We start from the raw sequence: 16,221 nt of genomic DNA, 5'->3' as shown, positions 1-16,221 counted from the left end.
GACCCAAGTGGCTTACACTTGGGTCGAAATCATTTGAAAGGGGTCATTCACGATGAGAAAGACGTGGAAAGGGCTTGGATTTGCGGCAATCTCCTTGCTGCTCGTGCTTCAGATCGCCTGCGGCGGCAGCGGCACCAAAAACAGCGACGCCGGTGCGTCCGCACCCGCCGAATCCTCCGGACAAGCTTCGGCTTCCGCCGACAACGGCGGAAACAGCGGCAACGGCGGGAAAAAAATAAAGCTGAAATTTTACGATTTCCACACCGAAGCCGAAGAAAAGTTTTTCCGCGGTTTGGTGGACGAGTACAACAAAATCCAGGACAAAGTCGAAATCGAATACTCGACCTTCAACCAAGGCGATTACACGACGACGAAGCTTCCGACTGCATTCGCTTCCGGCGAAGGTCCGGATATCTACATGATCAGCCCGGGCGACTTCATGAAATTCGCCAAGTCCGGCCTGATGGCCGACCTGACGCCGTACTTCCCGGAAGGCGCCAAAGAGGATTTCCTTCCCGCCTCCCTGGACGCGGTTACGGTAGACAACAAAATCATGGCCCTGCCGTTCGAGCTTGAGCTGCTCGGCCTCTACTACAACGAAGATATGTTGAAAGCCGCGAACGTCCAAGTACCGAAGACGTGGGACGAACTGTACGCAGCGGCGAAGAAGCTCACGACGAACAAAGTCGCGGGACTCATCCTTCCTCCGGACAAAGGCCCGTACTTCAACTTCATCTGGTATCCGTTCCTTTGGCAGCAAGGCGGCAACGTGCTGAGCGCGGACGGAACGAAATCGACGTTCAACACGCCGGAAACCGCGAAAGCGCTGGATTTCTGGGGACGCTTCTTCAAAGAAGGCTTGTCGCCGAAGAAGCTGCAAGCCGGCCCGTGGGAAATCGACCACCTCGGCAAGAAAGAAGCCGCGATGCAAATCGTCGGAACCTGGGCGATCAACCGCGCGGAAGAAGTGTTCAAAGACGTTCCGATCAACGTAGCTCCGCTGCCGATTCCGGAAGGCGGCAAAGCGGCGACGGACGCGGGCGGCTGGAAGTTCGCCGTCAACGGCAAGAGCGCCAACGTCGAAGAAGCGGCCAAGTTCGTCATGTGGGCGTTCGCGGGAGATCCGCAGCGCGCGCTCAAATGGTGCACCGAAGTGAAGTTCGCTTACTCGCCGAGGAAATCCGTCGTCGAAGCGGGCAAAGAGATCTACAGCAAAGGCATGCGCAAAGTGTTCACGGAGCAAATCTACGATTCCGCCATTCCGGAGCCGCGTTATCCTTCCGAAGTGCTCGACGTCGTAGGCGACGCGATGCAGTACGTCATGTACGGCAAGTATGACGGAGCCAAAGCCGCCGAGGTCTCGGATCCGAAAATCAACGACGCGCTGGCGAAAGCGAACAAATAAAACGAATCGAGAATGGGTCGGGGGCGGATGGACGCATGTGGGTCCGTCCCCGTTCCCGTTTAAGGGGGAGGATGCTCCAGTGACTCCAAAACGAATCAGCGCCAGAACCCGGAACGAGTGGGTCACGGCATACGGCTTTCTGCTTCCCAATATCGTCGGCTTGCTGGTGTTCGTGTTTATTCCGATCATTTACGCCTTTTACGCTAGCTTGCATGATTGGAACGCGCTCAGCCCGAAAGTGTACGCCGGATGGGCCAACTACCGCGAGCTGCTTCATGATGACGAGTGGTGGGCGTCGGTCCGTAAAACGCTGACGTTCAGCGTCGTATACGTTCCGCTCTTGTTCATGTCGTCTCTGCTGTCTGCGGTCATGCTGAACGCAATCCGCGGGCGCGCCAGCGGCGTCGTCCGGACGATGTTCCTGATGCCTTTCGCGATCACGTCCGTGATCTCGGCGATCATCGGCATGTTCATGCTGGATCCGCGCAACGGCGCGGTGAACCACATTCTCGAGCTGTTGGGCGGCAGCCCGCAGCAGTTTCTCGCCTCGACCTCGCAGGCGATGTTCAGCATCGCCGGCGTCATTCTGTGGATCAACGTCGGCTATAACATGATCATTTTCCTGTCCGCGATGAAGGAGATTCCCCGGGACTATTACGAGGCGGCCGAAATCGACGGCGCCACGGGCTGGAAGTCGTTCCGGTACATCACCCTTCCGCTTCTCAAGGAAACAAGCACATTCATCCTAATCGTGACCACAATCGGCTCCTTCCAGGCGCTCGAGCAAATCCTCGTCATGACCGACGGCGGTCCGATGAACTCGACGCAAGTGAGCGTTCTATACATCTTCAAGCAAGGCTTCGACATGCTGAATATGGGTTACGCTTCCGCGCTCGCGTTCGTGCTTTTCCTGATCATTTTCTGTTTGTCCCTCTTCCAGCTCAAACTTCTGTCTTCCAAGAAGGAGGGGGTGTAGGACATGGCCGTATCCAAACGGATGGTGCTGCCCGTCGTCGGGGTCCTCCTCGGTTTGCTCATGCTTTTTCCGATCTACATGATGCTGATCAGCTCGCTGCGTTCGGAGACGACCGTCTTCGACTTCCAGCTGCTGCCGGTCGAGTTCGAATGGTCCAATTTCAAGACGGCTTGGACGGAATCGGGGCTGCCCCGTGCCATCCTGAATTCGCTGTTCGTGTCCGTGACGGTCACCGTCGTGGCCATGGTGTTCCACGCCATGTCGGGCTATGCGCTCGCAAGGCTGAATTTTCCCGGTAAATCGGTCGTTTTCGGCTGGATGCTCAGCACGCTGATGGTGCCGTTTTCGATTATCATGCTGCCGCTGTACCTGATTACCAAGGATTTGGGGCTCGGAAATTCGTATTGGGGATTGATCGTGCCTTCGATCTTCAACGCTTACGGGATCTTCTTGTTCCGCCAGTTTTACCGGGACTTCCCGAAGGAACTGGAAGAGGCCGCTTACATGGAGGGGCTGAGTCTTGCGGGGACGTTCTTCCGGATCGCCTTTCCGCTGTCCGTGCCGATTATCGTTCCTTTGACGATCGGATTTTTCCTCGCCAACTGGAACTCTTACCTGTGGCCGCTCGTCATCACCCAGGACGAAAAACTGTGGGTCGTGCAGCAAGAGCTGGCGCACATCGTAGGCGGAGGTTATTTCACGCCTTGGAATATCGTGCTGGCCGCCGCGGTCATCGCCGCGATCCCGACGTTCATCTTGTTCTTCATCGCCCAGAGATACTTGGTGGAAGGCATCAAAATGAGCGGGATCAAATGATCCGATCCGCGGTTGGCTGGAACATAAAAAAGGTTGTCCCGAAAGAGGATTCGGGACAACCTTTATTTTTTTGGCGGGGGATGCAACAATTCGCCTAGCTGCGCCGTTTATAGGATTACAAAACCCGGCGAGCCGTGATGTAGTTCTTCTTCCAGTAATTCGAGCTCAAGCTGGAGACTTGGACTTTCTTGCCCGACGCTCCAAGCATTTTGTTGTTGCCGATGTAGACGGCGACGTGGCCGACGCCGGATTTGCCCGGACGCTTGAAGAAGACGAGATCGCCTTTCTTCAGTTGAGCCTTGGTGACTTTCTTCCCTTTCGCCGCTTGGGAGGAAGAAGTGCGCGGAAGCGAGATTCCGTTTCTTTTAAAGATGTATTGGGTAAATGAAGAACAATCGAACGCGTATGTGACACCGGACGGAGCGCCGAACCGGTATTTAACACCTAAGTACTTCTTACCCGTGGAGATGATTTTGTCTGCCTTCGTTTTCGTTGCGGCGCTGGCGGTTGCGGCATTCCCGAAGCCGAGAGCGGCGAGCCCGATTACGGAGCATATACCAACGCTGATTACTTTACGGATGAGTTGTCTTTTGAACAATGTCGATTCCCTCCATCTTTCATCTAGTCAGCGGTTAACCGTGGTTAACTAGAATCCACTTTACCACAGATAAATCTTCCTAATTTTTTCCACAGAGAGCGCAAAGCCCGTATTTACGGGATTTTTTGGTGTGTATGAGAAATAAATGAGAATCTTTTAACGCAACGAATCCCGCGGCTCTCATTTTTGAGCGGCGGGCTTTCGGCGTTCGTAAATTCATGCGAAAATGGAGAAAACGGCAGCCGGAGGGATCTTATGAGAGGTTTGATCAACATCGACTACACCCATGACTTTATCGCGACGGACGGAGCCTTGACATGCGGAGAGCCGGGGCAGGCAATCGAAGCGGAAGTGGTGCGGTTGACGCGCGAATTCGCGGAGTCCGGCGATTACGTCGTGTTCGCGGTCGACGTACACGATCGGGACGATGCTTATCACCCGGAGACGAAGCTGTTCCCACCGCACAACATCCGCGGAACGGCGGGCAGGGCCTTGTACGGCGAACTTGGCCTTTTATATGAAGAGATCCAAGGACGGCCGAACGTCCATTACATGGACAAAACCCGGTACTCCGCCTTCGCGGGCACGGACCTGGACTTGAAACTCCGCGAGCGGGGCATTACGGAAGTCCATCTGGTCGGCGACTGCACCGACATTTGCGTGCTCCACACGGCGGTCGACGCTTATAACCGGAACTATCGGATCGTGATCCACGAGAAAGCCGTCGCCAGCTTCGATCAAGCGGGGCACGAGTGGGCGCTGCGCCATCTCAAAAACTGCCTGGGTGCCGAAATCGTATAAGCAAGAGTCTTCGGTCACGTCAAAGCAGCGAAATCCGCTCCGGAAGACGGCGAGACCGTCTTCGGTCACGTCAAAGCAGCGAAATCCGCTCCGGAAGACGGCGAGACCGCGACCATGAGGTCGCGGTTTTTTGTTGTGCGATAACGGGGTCTTCTGCGAGGGCTCGAATACCTGCGATTGTGCATCTATCTTCCGGGGAACCCGTTCGTTGGATAGGAATAGGTGCAATCGTGCAGGTATTTCGAGTCATATTCGCTCATTAAGAGCTTTTTCAAAGAAATACATGCATATTTGCATCAATGCGACTACACCTCAATGCCTGTTTCGAAAAAGATGTACATTTGCATCCTTTGATCCAGCGGGAGTTGAGCGTGAGCGATTATCGGTTGCTAGAAGCCCGCCAGCTCTATATAATAAAATTTAGTAAAATCGTAATATAAATTTACTAAAGAAGTGGTTATTAATGGCAACTCTCAAAGAGATCGCCCAAGCCGCCGGGGTATCGACCGCTACCGTCTCCCGCGTACTTGCGCAAGACTCTTCGCTGTCCGTCAGCCAAGAAACGAGAGAGCGTATCGTTGAAGCGGCCGAGCGTCTCCAGTACAAGCCCAAGCATCTCAAAAAACCGAATCACCCGCCAAAATCCGGCCAACCGGACATCGCAATTTTGCTCGCCGTGTCGCTGGATGACGAGCGGGAGGATCCTTACTTCGCCGACATGCGCCGAGGGATCGACAAGAAGATTCAAGAGCTCGGGCTTAAGCAGCCTGTCGTAATCCGAAGGAACAGCGCGGACGAACTCCAGCTCCCTCCCCTGGACGGGTTGATCGCCATCGGAACGTTCGACTCGAAGGAATTGGAGTCAAGGCTCTCTCCCAACACGAAATTGGTGCTCGTCAACAGCATTGAGGAAACCCGCCGGCACGACGCCGTGAAGCTGGACTTCCGCCAAGCCGTCGACGACGTGTTGACTCACCTGATCGGCTTGGGGCACGAGAAAATCGCCCTCATCGAAGGCCGGGAGATCATCGGCCGGCTGGATGACCGGAATAGCGAGCGGACGGATGACGACGCCAGGCGCGTTTATTTCGAGAAGTTCCTGCGGGAGCGCGAATTGTTCCGGCCGGAATACGTCGCGACGGGCAACTGGAAATCGACGAGCGGTTATGAAGCGATGCAGCGTTTGCTCGACTTGCCTGACCGGCCGACCGCTTGTTTCGTCAGCAGCGACCCGATGGCGGTCGGAGCCCTGCGGGCGTTGCACGAAAGAAACGTCACAGTACCCGAGCAGATGGCGATCATCGGATTCGACGATATCGACGTCGCCGCTTACGTCCAGCCTCCGCTTAGCACCGTCAAAGTATATCCCGAGGAGGTCGGCAGGGCGGCCGTCAGCCTTCTGTACGACCGGCTTCAGGGGCGCGAGGTTCCCCAGCAGGTGATCGTGGGCACGAAGCTCGTCGTCCGGGAAAGCTGCGGAGGAGGCAGCCGATCGGCGCGGTAGATCCAGTCCCTATTCTTTCGAAACTCGAATCCTGAAAGGAAGAAAACCATGCCCATCACCTATCACGAATCGCAAAATCTGTTCCATCTCCGCTCAAACGACATGAGCTATGTAATTCAAATCGTGCGCGGCTATCCGGTGCATGTGTACTGGGGCAAACGCCTGCGGGACGACGCGAATTGGAACGGCATGGTCCAGCGCGTACAGCGAGCTTCGTTCTCTCCGAATCCGGTGGAGGACGACCACACGATCTCCCTGGACACGCTTCCCCAGGAATATCCGCAATACGGCACGAGCGATTTCCGGGAGCCGGCCTACCAAGTGCGGCTTGCCGACGGAACCCGGATTACCGAGCTGCAGTACGAGAGCCATCGGATCTTCTCCGGCAAGCCGAAGCTTCAGGGGCTGCCCGCGACCTACACGGAGACCGATGACGAAGCCCATACGTTGGAATTGACGCTGGCGGACGCCTACAGCGGGCTGACCGTCGTTTTGTCGTATTCCGTTTTCGAGGCGGCGAACGCCGTCACCCGGTCCGCGCGCCTGGAACTGGCGGAGGGCGCTGCGCCGCTCACCATTCTGCGGGCGCTGAGCGCAAGCATCGATTTCCACGACCGGGATTACGAGTTCGTGTACCTGGCCGGCGCATGGACGCGCGAGCGGCATATCACGAGAAGGCCGGTCGCCGCCGGAGGCACCCGGATCGAGAGCCGCCGGGGCGCGAGCAGCCACAACCTGAATCCGTTCGCGGCGCTCGTTCGGCCGAATACGGATGAAGACCAAGGGGACGCATTCGGCTTCAGCCTCGTCTACAGCGGCAATTTCCTGGCTCAAGCGGAAGTCGACCAGTTCGATATGACCCGGGTGTCGATCGGACTTAACCCTTTCGATTTCGCGTGGAAACTGGGCGCCGGCGAATCGTTCCAGACTCCGGAAGCGGTGCTCGTCTATTCGTCGGAAGGGCTCGGCGGCATGTCCCGCGCTTACCACCGCCTGTACCGCACACGTCTGTGCCGGGGAACCCACCGGGATCAAGCCCGTCCGATCCTGGTCAACAACTGGGAAGCCACTTATTTCGACTTCAACGCCGATAAAATCGAAGCGATTGCCCAAGCCGGAGCGGATCTCGGCATCGAGCTGTTCGTGCTGGACGACGGTTGGTTCGGCAAACGGGACGACGACCGCAGCTCCCTCGGGGACTGGTTCGTGGACCGGAAGAAGCTGCCGAACGGGCTTCGCGACCTCGCGGAGCGGGTGAATCAGAAGGGCTTGCAATTTGGCCTGTGGTTCGAGCCCGAAATGATCTCGCCGGACAGCGACTTGTACCGCGCCCATCCGGATTGGTGCCTGCATGTGCCCGGCCGCAGAAGGACGGAGGCACGCCAGCAGCTCATTCTCGACATGTCCCGCCAAGACGTTCGCGACTACTTGTACGAGGCTTTGAGCGGCATTTTCTCCAGCTGTCCGATCTCTTACGTCAAATGGGACATGAACCGCAACATGTCGGAAATCGGTTCCGCCGCGCTGCCGGAAGACCGACAATCCGAAGTCGCGCACCGTTACATGCTAGGGCTGTACGACTTGCTGGAGAAGCTGACGTCAGCCTTCCCCAACATCCTGTTCGAGAGCTGCTCCGGCGGCGGAGGACGTTTCGACCCCGGCATGCTCCATTACATGCCGCAAACCTGGACCAGCGACGACACGGACGCGATCGAACGGCTCAAAATTCAATACGGCACAAGCCTCGTGTATCCGGTCAGCAGCATGGGCGCCCACGTCTCCGACGTGCCGAACCACCAGGTGGGCCGCATCACTTCTCTCGCCGTGCGCGGTGACGTGGCGATGTCGGGCAATTTCGGCTACGAGCTCGATTTGACCCGTTTTCATGAGGAAGAGAAGGAAATCGTCAAACGGCAGGTCGCGGCTTACAAGGAGCTGCGGGGTTTGATCCAAACCGGGGACCTGTACCGGCTGAAAAGCCCGTTCGAGGGCAACGAGACGGCGTGGATGTTCGTGTCGGAGGACCGCAAGGAAGCCGTCGCGTTCTACTTCCGGACGTTGGCCGAGCCGAACCCGCCGCTGAGAAGGCTGAAGCTGCGCGGCTTGGATCCGGCGATCTCCTATCGGATCGAGGGAGCGGACGCCGCGTTCGCGGGCGACCGCTTGATGCATTTTGGGATCCCGCTGCCGCAGATGCAGGGCGATTTCGCGAGTCTGGTATTCAAGCTGAGAGCCGAATAGGGATATAGGAAACACGGACAGAGCGTCCCGGCAAGCCGGGCACTCTGTCCTTTTCGCATGAATCATTGACGAACGGTTGAATTCGCCATTATGATAGCGATTACATCTCCAGCAAAGGAACGTGTCCCGCATGCCCGTTTCCGGACTTTCCGAGTGGTTCCGCAGCCGGACGATCCGCAACAAGATCATCGTGATCTATATTCCGCTCGTCGTGCTGCCGTTGTTCTTGCTCGGGTACGTCTCCAACCGGATCTACACGCAATCGATCGTAAACAAAACCGTGCAAAGCGTGTCGGATAACGCCCGGCTCATCTCGACGCGGGTTCAGGGAATTCTGCAAAACGCCGAAAGCAGCGCGAACAGCCTGACTTTGAGCCTGAACCGTGTCGTCAAAGAAGAGGGAGAACCGGGCGAGGTGGAGGATCCCCGTTACACGTCGCTGATCGTGAACCAAATCAGCTTCGCGCTTCTCGTATTTCCGGACGTGGATTCCGCCGTGTTCGTCGACACGGGGGGAAGAACTTACGCTTCCCACCCGAGTCTCCAGGAAGGAGCGGATCATTTCCCGGACAGCGAAATGCTGAAGACGCTGCGCCGATCCTCCGGCGAAAACATGTGGTTCGGCATGCAGAAAAGGAACTTCTTCGTCCGCGACAAAGGGCAGGTCGTCCTGACGCTGGGCAAGAAAGTCATCGAAATCAATACCGGCCGAACCCTCGGGTGGCTGATCCTGAACGTGGACGAGAAACACCTCTCCGGCATTTTCCCGGCCGTCGGCTCCGAATTCCGGGCGACGCACATGTTAGTGGACGGCAAAGGCAGAATCGTATCCGCTTTGGATGCGGCCATGCTCCTAACCTCCGTGGACAAGCCGGCTTTGCGGCAGTGGGCGATGGCATCCGGTTTAGGCGGGACGGACCGAACGTTCCGGGACGGGGGCGAACTGTCGGTGGCGCATCGGCTGAACCTAATGGGATGGACGCTGGTTACCCGCGTTCCGATGAAGGAGCTTACCCGGGACACGGGCAAAGTAAGCTGGTTCATCGTGGCCCTCGGGGCGGGCTGTCTGCTGCTCGTTCTCTTCGGCGCGGGACTTTTGGCGCGCACGATCGCGACGCCGCTGGTCCGCTTAACCCGAACGATGCGCAAAGTGCAAGACGGATCGCTCGACAGCCGTTTCGAAGCCCGGGGAAGCGACGAAATCGGAATGCTGGGAGCCGGCTTCAACGGCATGATCGAACGCATCCGCGGGCTGCTCCAAAGCGTGCGCAGCGAGCAGAAACTCAAAAGGGAGTATGAGCTCGCCCTCATCCAATCGCAGATCAAGCCCCATTTTTTATACAACACGCTAGACGTCATCTATACACTTTCGGAGATGGGAAGAAGCAAGGACGTGCAAAGAACGACCAAAGCTTTGGCGGACTATTACCGGATCGTGCTCAGCAAAGGGCGGGAAATCATCACGGTAGGGGAGGAACTCCAAAACGTGCGCGATTATTTGGCGATCCAGCGGATCCGTTATTCCGACGTTTTCGATTACCGGATCGACGTGCCCGCGGAGTTGGAGTTCTACCCGATCCTAAAGCTTACGTTGCAACCTTTGGTGGAAAACGCGATCTACCACGGTCTTAAGCCTGCCGGCCGATTCGGGACCCTCACGATCTCCGGCGAGCTGTCGGAAACGCACGTGCTGCTCAAGGTGGAGGACAACGGGGTAGGCATGGACTCGTTCGCATTGGAAGCGATCTGGGAGCGGGAGGAACCGGCGAAAGGAGCCTCGCTCGCAAGTTTCGGCCTCCGAAGCGTGCAGGAGCGCATCCGGCTATACTTCGGCGAGCCGTACGGCATCCGGATCGAATCGAAGCCCGGCGAAGGCACCGTCGTCACGGCCGTCCTGCCGATCCCTTCCAGCCATCGCGAAACGGGAAGGAAAGAGGAGGAACCTGCATGAAAATCCTCATCGCGGACGATGAAGCGATATTCCGCGACTATTTGAAGCAAGCCCTGGATTGGGCGGCGTACGGATTCAGCATTTGCGGCGAAGCGCGAAACGGCGAAGAAGCGCTGGAACTGGCCGAACGCACGGCACCCGATTTGGCGCTCGTGGACATCAACATGCCGAACATGGACGGGCTTACCTTGACGGAACGTCTTAAAGCCGTTAACCCTCGCATGGACGTCATCATCATCACCGGTCACAATGAATTCGACTACGCCAGGACGGCGATACGCCTCGGCGTGGAGGATTACATCCTCAAACCGTTCTCGAAGGACGAACTGGTCCTGACCCTTTTGAAATGCAGGCAGAAGCACCGGGATTCGCTTGAAGCGCTGCAGACGGAAAAGGCGGATCGCCAATTGATGGCGGAGAGCATGTTGAACCGGTTGGTTTCGGGGGAAGCGGCGGAACCGGCCGAGCGGATCGCGTCGCGACTCGGGCAGCTTGGCGTGAGCCTGGGCTTGAGGCACGGCGTGGCTTGCATCGAAATCGACCACATGGAGCGGCGCTGGAACGAGCCTGCGGAACGTCAGTTGTGGAAATTCGCGGTGGCGAACATCCTGCAGGAAACGATGGAGGAGGATGGGCAGCTGCACGTCTTCCACGGTCCCGAGGGCCATATTCTTTGTTTGCGGAAAGAGAACGGAGCGCCGGGAAGAGCGGCGCAAAACAGCGTCGAAGCCTACGAGAAGGTATGCCGATACATCCGCAAATACCTCAAGCTGACCGTCACCATCGGATTGGGGACCGGCCATGACGGCATCGAGGGAATCCGCCGGTCTTACGGGGAAGCGAGACAGGCGCTGAGGAACAAGTTCACGCTCGGGGAGGATCGCGTGATCGCCTTCGAGGCCTTGGATTCGAAGGGAGAAGGCACGGCTTTCCCCGCGGATACGAACGAGCAGCTGGCGCACCAGCTTCGGATCGGCGATTGGCCTTCCCTCGATTCGAAGTTGGACGAGCTGTTCCGAATCATCCGCGACCGGAAGCTGTCTCTGGATCTGATTTACGTGGCCTGCATGGGGTGGGTATCGGTTTGTCTTTCCCATGTCACCGAAGCGGGTCACCCTATTGAGGATTGCTTCGGGGAGCATTTCTTTCCGTATTCGGAAATCCGGACTCTGGAGACGGCCGAGAACGTGAAAGCGTGGATGAAGCCTCTCTTCCGAAGGGCCTTCGACTATGTCAGCCGGCATAAGCAAACCCGCGCTTCCATCATCGCCAACACCGCCAGGCAGCATATCGAGGAACATTACGGAGATCCCGATCTGTCCGTGGAAGGCGTGGCTGCCCGGTTGTTCATCAATCCGAGCTACCTTCGGGCGGTTTTCAAGAAAACCTACGGCATGACGGCGGGGGAGTACCTCATCCACGTCCGGATGACGAAAGCGAAAGAGTTGATCGGCGGGCCGCTTCGCTTGTCCGACGTGGCGGAAAAGGTCGGGTTTTCCGATCCGGGGTATTTCAGCAAAAGCTTCCGTAAATTTTTCGGCGTGCCTCCCAGCGAGTACGAAAACGCGGCCAAGGGAGCAAGAACCTGAATAAGGCCCGGGAAATTGAAGCGGAAAGTACAATTCCCCATCGTTTTTTCCATTATCGAGGGAGGGGGAGGATTTTATAATGAACCTCGTAAACGAAAAGCGATACTCTTGGGGAGGTCCATCCAATGATCAAAAAATCGGCAACGGTCCTGTTGATCGCGCTGCTTGCCTTCACGGCGGCGGCCTGCGGGTCCGGCAGCAACAAAGAAGAAGGTAACGCCGCTTCTCCGGCCGCTTCGGCCACGACCGGCGCAACCGAGTCGGCGAGCGCTTCTCCGAGCGCCTCGGCCGCGGACGAGAAGGTCAAGCTTCGCATTTACGCCCAATACGCGGACGAAGATACCAAGCTTCCTTACGACTACGCGGTCGCCGAGCTGAAGAAGGAAATGCCGAACGTCGAGCTCGAACTCGACATCCAGGCGCAGGACGACGGGCAGAAGCTGAAAACGTACGCGGCAACGGGAAACCTGCCCGACATTTACCAGGCGGGGCTCGACATCATCAATACATTCAAGCAGTCGGGGAATATTCAAGAGCTCGACGCTTACGCGGATCAATTCGGTTTCAAGGACGCGATGCAGCCGAGCGCCATGAACACGCTGGTGACCGACGATGGCCATATTTACGCCTTCCCTTACGCAGGCAACGAGATGGTGCTGCTTTACTACAACAAAGAATTGTTCGAGAAATACGGCGTGAAAGTCCCCACGACGTTCGACGAATGGAAAACGGCCGTCGAGACTTTTAAGAAAAACGGCATCATCCCGCTCTCCATGTTCGCCAAGGAAAAATGGCCGGATGTCGCGCTCTACGACGTATTCGCCAGCCGGCTGGACCCGGAAGGCATCAAGAAATTGGACAAAGGCGAAGCGAAGGCCAGCGACCCGGCATATAGAACCGCGGCCGAGAAGCTGTCCGAGCTGGTTAAGGCAGGTTTGCTTGCCAAAGGCGCGACCAACATGAACTATGACCAAGCGGCGGCTCTTTTCTATGAAGGGAAAGCGGCGATGTTTCTAAACGGCCAGTGGGAAATCGAGGCGTCGACCAAAGCGCTTGGCGACAAAGCGGCCTGGATGCCTTATCCGGGCATTGACGCGGCCGGCTATGAATCGGCGAAGCTGATTTTCAGCGGCGGAGGCGGTCCCGGCGGCTATGCCGTGAACCCGAAAAGCGAGCACGTCGAGCTCGCGGCTCAGGTAGCGGCTTTCATGTCCCGCAAATACGCCGAATTCAAGTATACGCAACGCGGAACGCCGATCGTCGCCACGAAGGTCGATAAAGCGATCGAGAAGCCTTATCCGCCGATGATGGAAGAACTCGCGAAGGTCATCCCGAACATGAAATCCACCTCGTTCGCTTGGGGATTGTCGAACCCGAAATTCAAAGCCGGCATCGAAGACGCTTCGCAGGCGCTGTTGGCGGGATCCTCCGTGGATCAGTTCGTGAAAGAAGTCGACAAGTCCATCGGGAAATAAGCAGCCGTTCATCCGGACGCAAGTCACACCGCGCGTTTGCGCGGTGTGAACTTTTTCCGGGGCGAGGAAAGGAAGCGCAGCATGAACAAATTTATGGGCAACCGGACGGCCGTCGCCGTCTTCGTCCTTCCGGCTTTGATTTTGTATTCGGCCATCGTGTTTTGGCCTCTGCTGCAGACCGTCTACCGCAGCCTTTTCCAATGGGACGGCCTCAATCCGGCAACCTTTCTGTTCCTGGATAACTATAAAGAACTCTTCCAAGACGAACTGTTCAAAACCTCCGTATACAACGGGCTTATATTCGCGGTGATCATCGCCGTCTTTCAGATCGGCGTCGGCACGCTGCTGGCTTTCGGCGTGGCGGATGCTTTCGTCAAGGGCCGCAAGTGGCTCCGGATCAGCTTTTTCATTCCCGTGGTGTTGTCCGTGACCGTCGTCTGCCAATTGTGGTTGGCGGTTTACAACGGGGAGTACGGCTTGCTGAACCGGCTGTTCGAAGCCTTCGGGATTTCCTACCGGCAGGATTGGCTGAGCGACCCCGAAAAAGCAATCTACGCGATCGCCTTCGTCAATGCCTGGCACTTTATGGGTTACCATTTCGCGTTGCTGTTCGCGGCGGTCAAATCGATCCCCGAACATTTTCTCGAAGCCGCGCGGATCGACGGAGCGGGCAAATGGAAGGCCCATTGGCTGATCAGCGTACCGCTGCTTCGGGAAACGTACCGTTTTTGCCTGGTGCTGGGCGTGACGGGGGGACTCAGCGCTTTCGCCCAAATGTTCATCATGACGGGCGGAGGGCCGGGTACCTCCACCTACACGCTTACGTACTTGATGTACCGCTCTGCGTTCCGGATCAACGAATTCGGCTACGGCAGCGCTTCCGCGGTCGTCCTCGTCATCGAATGCCTGGTCGTCACGCTGCTCATCAACCGGCTCGTCGCGCGCGACCGGATCGTCTATTAAGGAGGGCGGCGCATGCATACATTAATCCGATGGAGAAGGCGGGCTCCGCTGTCGCAGTTTCTGATGTGGATCTACGCGGCCGTGTCCGTGTATCCGCTGCTGTGGATGGTATTCTATTCGCTTAAAAACAATAACGAAATATTCGTCACGAACCCGTTCGGCCCGCCGCTGAAGCTCCGATTCGAAAACTATTCGACGGCTTGGCACAGCTTCAAGGTTCCGGTTTACTTCCTGAACAGCGTCATCGTATCGGCCGCCACGGTGGCCGGAGCCATTGCCTTATCCGTGATGTTCGCCTACGCGGCGGCCCGATTGAGATGGCGTTTCCGGGAGACGGCCCGAATGTACATGGTCGTGGGACTCTTCATTCCGGTGCAGGTCATCTTGCTACCGCTGGCCGTCCTGATGAGGGAAATCCATTTAGCCAACTCTCTGCTGTCGCTGATCGTTCCTTACATCGCTTTCAACCTTTCGTTCTCGACGCTCGTGTTTTACGGCTTTTTCCGTACGATCCCGTTCGAATTGGAAGAATCGGCTTGCATGGACGGGGCCAGCATCTACCGTACGTTCTGGAGCATCATGCTCCCGATCGTCCGGCCTGCGGTGGCGACGATGATCATCTTCGTTTTCCTCTCCGCCTGGAACGAGTTCCCGCTGGCGTTGATTCTCATTTCCAAGGAAGAGTTGAAGACGCTTCCGCTGGGATTGCTGTTTTTCCAAGGGCAATTCACGACGGATTGGGGAGCGATGGGCGCGGTCATGACGCTTGCGAGCCTGCCGACCGTGCTGCTCTACGTCTTCTTCAGCGAGAAGGTGGAAAGCGCCTTGACGGTTGGTTCCGCAGTAAAAGGATGAGCGACTCGAAGCCCGCCGGCCATGACGCTGGCGGGCTTTCGTAAGTGTCCGATGGAAAAAGCTTTCAAATACATATTTACTTTTTTATAATTCCGAGTTATTTTATTGGAAAAGTAAAATATTCATCAAGGGAGGGAAGAGGGGTGAATATCGAGAATATCGAGGCGTTCGTCTACGTGATCCACTACGGCAGCTTCAACAAAGCCGCCGAAGCCTTGTACCTGTCCCAGCCTTCCGTCACCGCCCGCATCCAATCGCTGGAACGGGAGCTGGATTGCCGGCTGTTCGACCGGACGGGCAAGCAAATCCGGATCACGGAGGAGGGCAAGCGGTTTCTCCCTTACGCGCAGCAGCTGATCCTGACCTACCAGAAGGGGAAGCTCCACATTAATCAGAAAAAATCGCTTCCGGCGGAGCTGAAAATCGGCTGCACCGTTTCGGTATCCAATTACGTCATTCCCGAGCTGCTTCCCCGCTTGAAGCGGAAGTTCCCCGGCATCCAGTACCGGTTCGTCACGGGAACGACCGACGATATCCTGAACAAAACGTTGAACCAGGAAGTCGACATCGGCTTCGTCCGCAACGTCAACCACCCGCAGCTTCAGTCGGTGAAATTTTACGAGGATCCCATCCGGCTGTACGCCTACGAAGGACATCCATTCGCCACGGGCGAGCGGGTCACGGCGGCGCAAATCGCGGAACAGCCTCTCGTGTTCTTCGAATGCGGCGCGTTGGACTGGCTGAGGATCCACCGGATTTTCGAAACCCTGGACATTCCGCCCAACATCCAGATCCAAACCGACAACTCGGAAATGGCCAAAAAGCTCGTCATGCAAAAGGCGGGAATCGGCTTTCTGCCCGGGCTCGCCGTCCGCAGGGAGGTGGCCGAGGAGAAGCTGTTCCCGGTGCCCGTGACGGAGACCGAAGGGATCTCGCTGCAGACGAACGTCATCTCCCCATACGGTGAACACGTCCCCTTCGTCGAAGCGATTCTCGAAGCGGGCCGGGAGCTGCGGCAGGCGCGGACGCCGTCGCCCGTGGTTTAGT

13 protein-coding genes are annotated in these 16,221 nt (G+C 57.1%); 12 read left to right on the top strand and 1 reads right to left on the bottom strand.

Annotated features, from left to right (window positions below; all coding sequences use genetic code 11):
* Positions 1–52: 52 nt before the first annotated feature.
* The 3 genes from EAV92_RS13295 (at position 53) to EAV92_RS13285 (ending at position 3,197) form a co-directional block, all read left to right on the top strand.
* On the top strand, positions 53–1,405 hold the full coding sequence (locus EAV92_RS13295) for an ABC transporter substrate-binding protein (RefSeq protein WP_123041547.1): 1,353 nt from the start codon (positions 53–55) through the stop codon (positions 1,403–1,405).
* A gap of 79 nt (positions 1,406–1,484) precedes the next feature.
* The gene (locus EAV92_RS13290) at positions 1,485–2,381 is read left to right on the top strand and encodes a carbohydrate ABC transporter permease (protein WP_206424216.1); all 897 of its coding nucleotides are present in this window, start codon (positions 1,485–1,487) and stop codon (positions 2,379–2,381) included.
* 3 nt (positions 2,382–2,384) lie between these two features.
* Positions 2,385–3,197: a carbohydrate ABC transporter permease gene (locus EAV92_RS13285; protein WP_123041545.1), complete on the top strand. Its 813-nt coding sequence runs from the start codon at positions 2,385–2,387 to the stop codon at positions 3,195–3,197.
* Positions 3,198–3,312: 115 nt separating this feature from the next.
* Here EAV92_RS13285 and EAV92_RS13280 read toward each other — a convergent pair whose 3' ends face one another.
* Complete coding sequence (locus EAV92_RS13280) at positions 3,313–3,795, bottom strand: C40 family peptidase (protein WP_123041544.1); 483 nt, start codon at positions 3,793–3,795, stop codon at positions 3,313–3,315.
* A 255-nt stretch (positions 3,796–4,050) separates the two neighbouring features.
* Between EAV92_RS13280 and EAV92_RS13275 the strand changes: the two genes are divergently transcribed.
* From EAV92_RS13275 to EAV92_RS13235, 9 genes are all read left to right on the top strand, one after another.
* Positions 4,051–4,596, top strand: a complete 546-nt coding sequence (locus tag EAV92_RS13275; protein ID WP_123041543.1) for a cysteine hydrolase family protein — start codon at positions 4,051–4,053, stop codon at positions 4,594–4,596.
* Positions 4,597–5,059: 463 nt separating this feature from the next.
* The gene (locus tag EAV92_RS13270) at positions 5,060–6,100 is read left to right on the top strand and encodes a LacI family DNA-binding transcriptional regulator (RefSeq protein ID WP_123041542.1); all 1,041 of its coding nucleotides are present in this window, start codon (positions 5,060–5,062) and stop codon (positions 6,098–6,100) included.
* A 48-nt stretch (positions 6,101–6,148) separates the two neighbouring features.
* Positions 6,149–8,341 (top strand): alpha-galactosidase, encoded by a 2,193-nt coding sequence (locus EAV92_RS13265; protein ID WP_123041541.1) that lies wholly within the window; start codon positions 6,149–6,151, stop codon positions 8,339–8,341.
* Between the two features lie 130 nt (positions 8,342–8,471).
* Entirely contained in the window at positions 8,472–10,292 is a 1,821-nt protein-coding gene (locus EAV92_RS13260; RefSeq protein ID WP_123041540.1) for a cache domain-containing sensor histidine kinase, read from the top strand.
* Positions 10,289–11,881 (top strand): response regulator, encoded by a 1,593-nt coding sequence (locus tag EAV92_RS13255; RefSeq protein WP_123041539.1) that lies wholly within the window; start codon positions 10,289–10,291, stop codon positions 11,879–11,881. Before EAV92_RS13260 ends, EAV92_RS13255 begins: the two co-directional genes overlap by 4 nt.
* 125 nt (positions 11,882–12,006) lie before the next feature.
* The gene (locus tag EAV92_RS13250) at positions 12,007–13,356 is read left to right on the top strand and encodes an ABC transporter substrate-binding protein (protein WP_123041538.1); all 1,350 of its coding nucleotides are present in this window, start codon (positions 12,007–12,009) and stop codon (positions 13,354–13,356) included.
* A gap of 81 nt (positions 13,357–13,437) precedes the next feature.
* Positions 13,438–14,319, top strand: a complete 882-nt coding sequence (locus EAV92_RS13245; protein ID WP_123041537.1) for a carbohydrate ABC transporter permease — start codon at positions 13,438–13,440, stop codon at positions 14,317–14,319.
* A 12-nt stretch (positions 14,320–14,331) separates the two neighbouring features.
* On the top strand, positions 14,332–15,174 hold the full coding sequence (locus tag EAV92_RS13240) for a carbohydrate ABC transporter permease (RefSeq protein ID WP_123041536.1): 843 nt from the start codon (positions 14,332–14,334) through the stop codon (positions 15,172–15,174).
* A gap of 143 nt (positions 15,175–15,317) precedes the next feature.
* On the top strand, positions 15,318–16,220 hold the full coding sequence (locus EAV92_RS13235) for a LysR family transcriptional regulator (protein WP_123041535.1): 903 nt from the start codon (positions 15,318–15,320) through the stop codon (positions 16,218–16,220).
* The last annotated feature ends 1 nt before the right edge of the window (position 16,221 follow it).

Origin of the sequence: Cohnella candidum, assembly GCF_003713065.1 — a bacterium.
GTDB lineage: Bacteria > Bacillota > Bacilli > Paenibacillales > Paenibacillaceae > Cohnella > Cohnella candidum.
This window is presented reverse-complemented; position numbering and strand designations above follow the sequence as displayed.

Bases quoted from the DNA above. Each gene is read 5' to 3' on its own strand.
- EAV92_RS13285 (WP_123041545.1), top strand. From the start codon at position 2,385: ATGGCCGTATCCAAACGGATGGTGCTGCCCGTCGTCGGGGTCCTCCTC.
- EAV92_RS13240 (WP_123041536.1), top strand. From the start codon at position 14,332: ATGCATACATTAATCCGATGGAGAAGGCGGGCTCCGCTGTCGCAGTTT.
- EAV92_RS13255 (WP_123041539.1), top strand. From the start codon at position 10,289: ATGAAAATCCTCATCGCGGACGATGAAGCGATATTCCGCGACTATTTG.
- EAV92_RS13245 (WP_123041537.1), top strand. From the start codon at position 13,438: ATGAACAAATTTATGGGCAACCGGACGGCCGTCGCCGTCTTCGTCCTT.
- EAV92_RS13275 (WP_123041543.1), top strand. From the start codon at position 4,051: ATGAGAGGTTTGATCAACATCGACTACACCCATGACTTTATCGCGACG.
- EAV92_RS13260 (WP_123041540.1), top strand. From the start codon at position 8,472: ATGCCCGTTTCCGGACTTTCCGAGTGGTTCCGCAGCCGGACGATCCGC.
- EAV92_RS13250 (WP_123041538.1), top strand. From the start codon at position 12,007: ATGATCAAAAAATCGGCAACGGTCCTGTTGATCGCGCTGCTTGCCTTC.
- EAV92_RS13265 (WP_123041541.1), top strand. From the start codon at position 6,149: ATGCCCATCACCTATCACGAATCGCAAAATCTGTTCCATCTCCGCTCA.
- EAV92_RS13295 (WP_123041547.1), top strand. From the start codon at position 53: ATGAGAAAGACGTGGAAAGGGCTTGGATTTGCGGCAATCTCCTTGCTG.
- EAV92_RS13270 (WP_123041542.1), top strand. From the start codon at position 5,060: ATGGCAACTCTCAAAGAGATCGCCCAAGCCGCCGGGGTATCGACCGCT.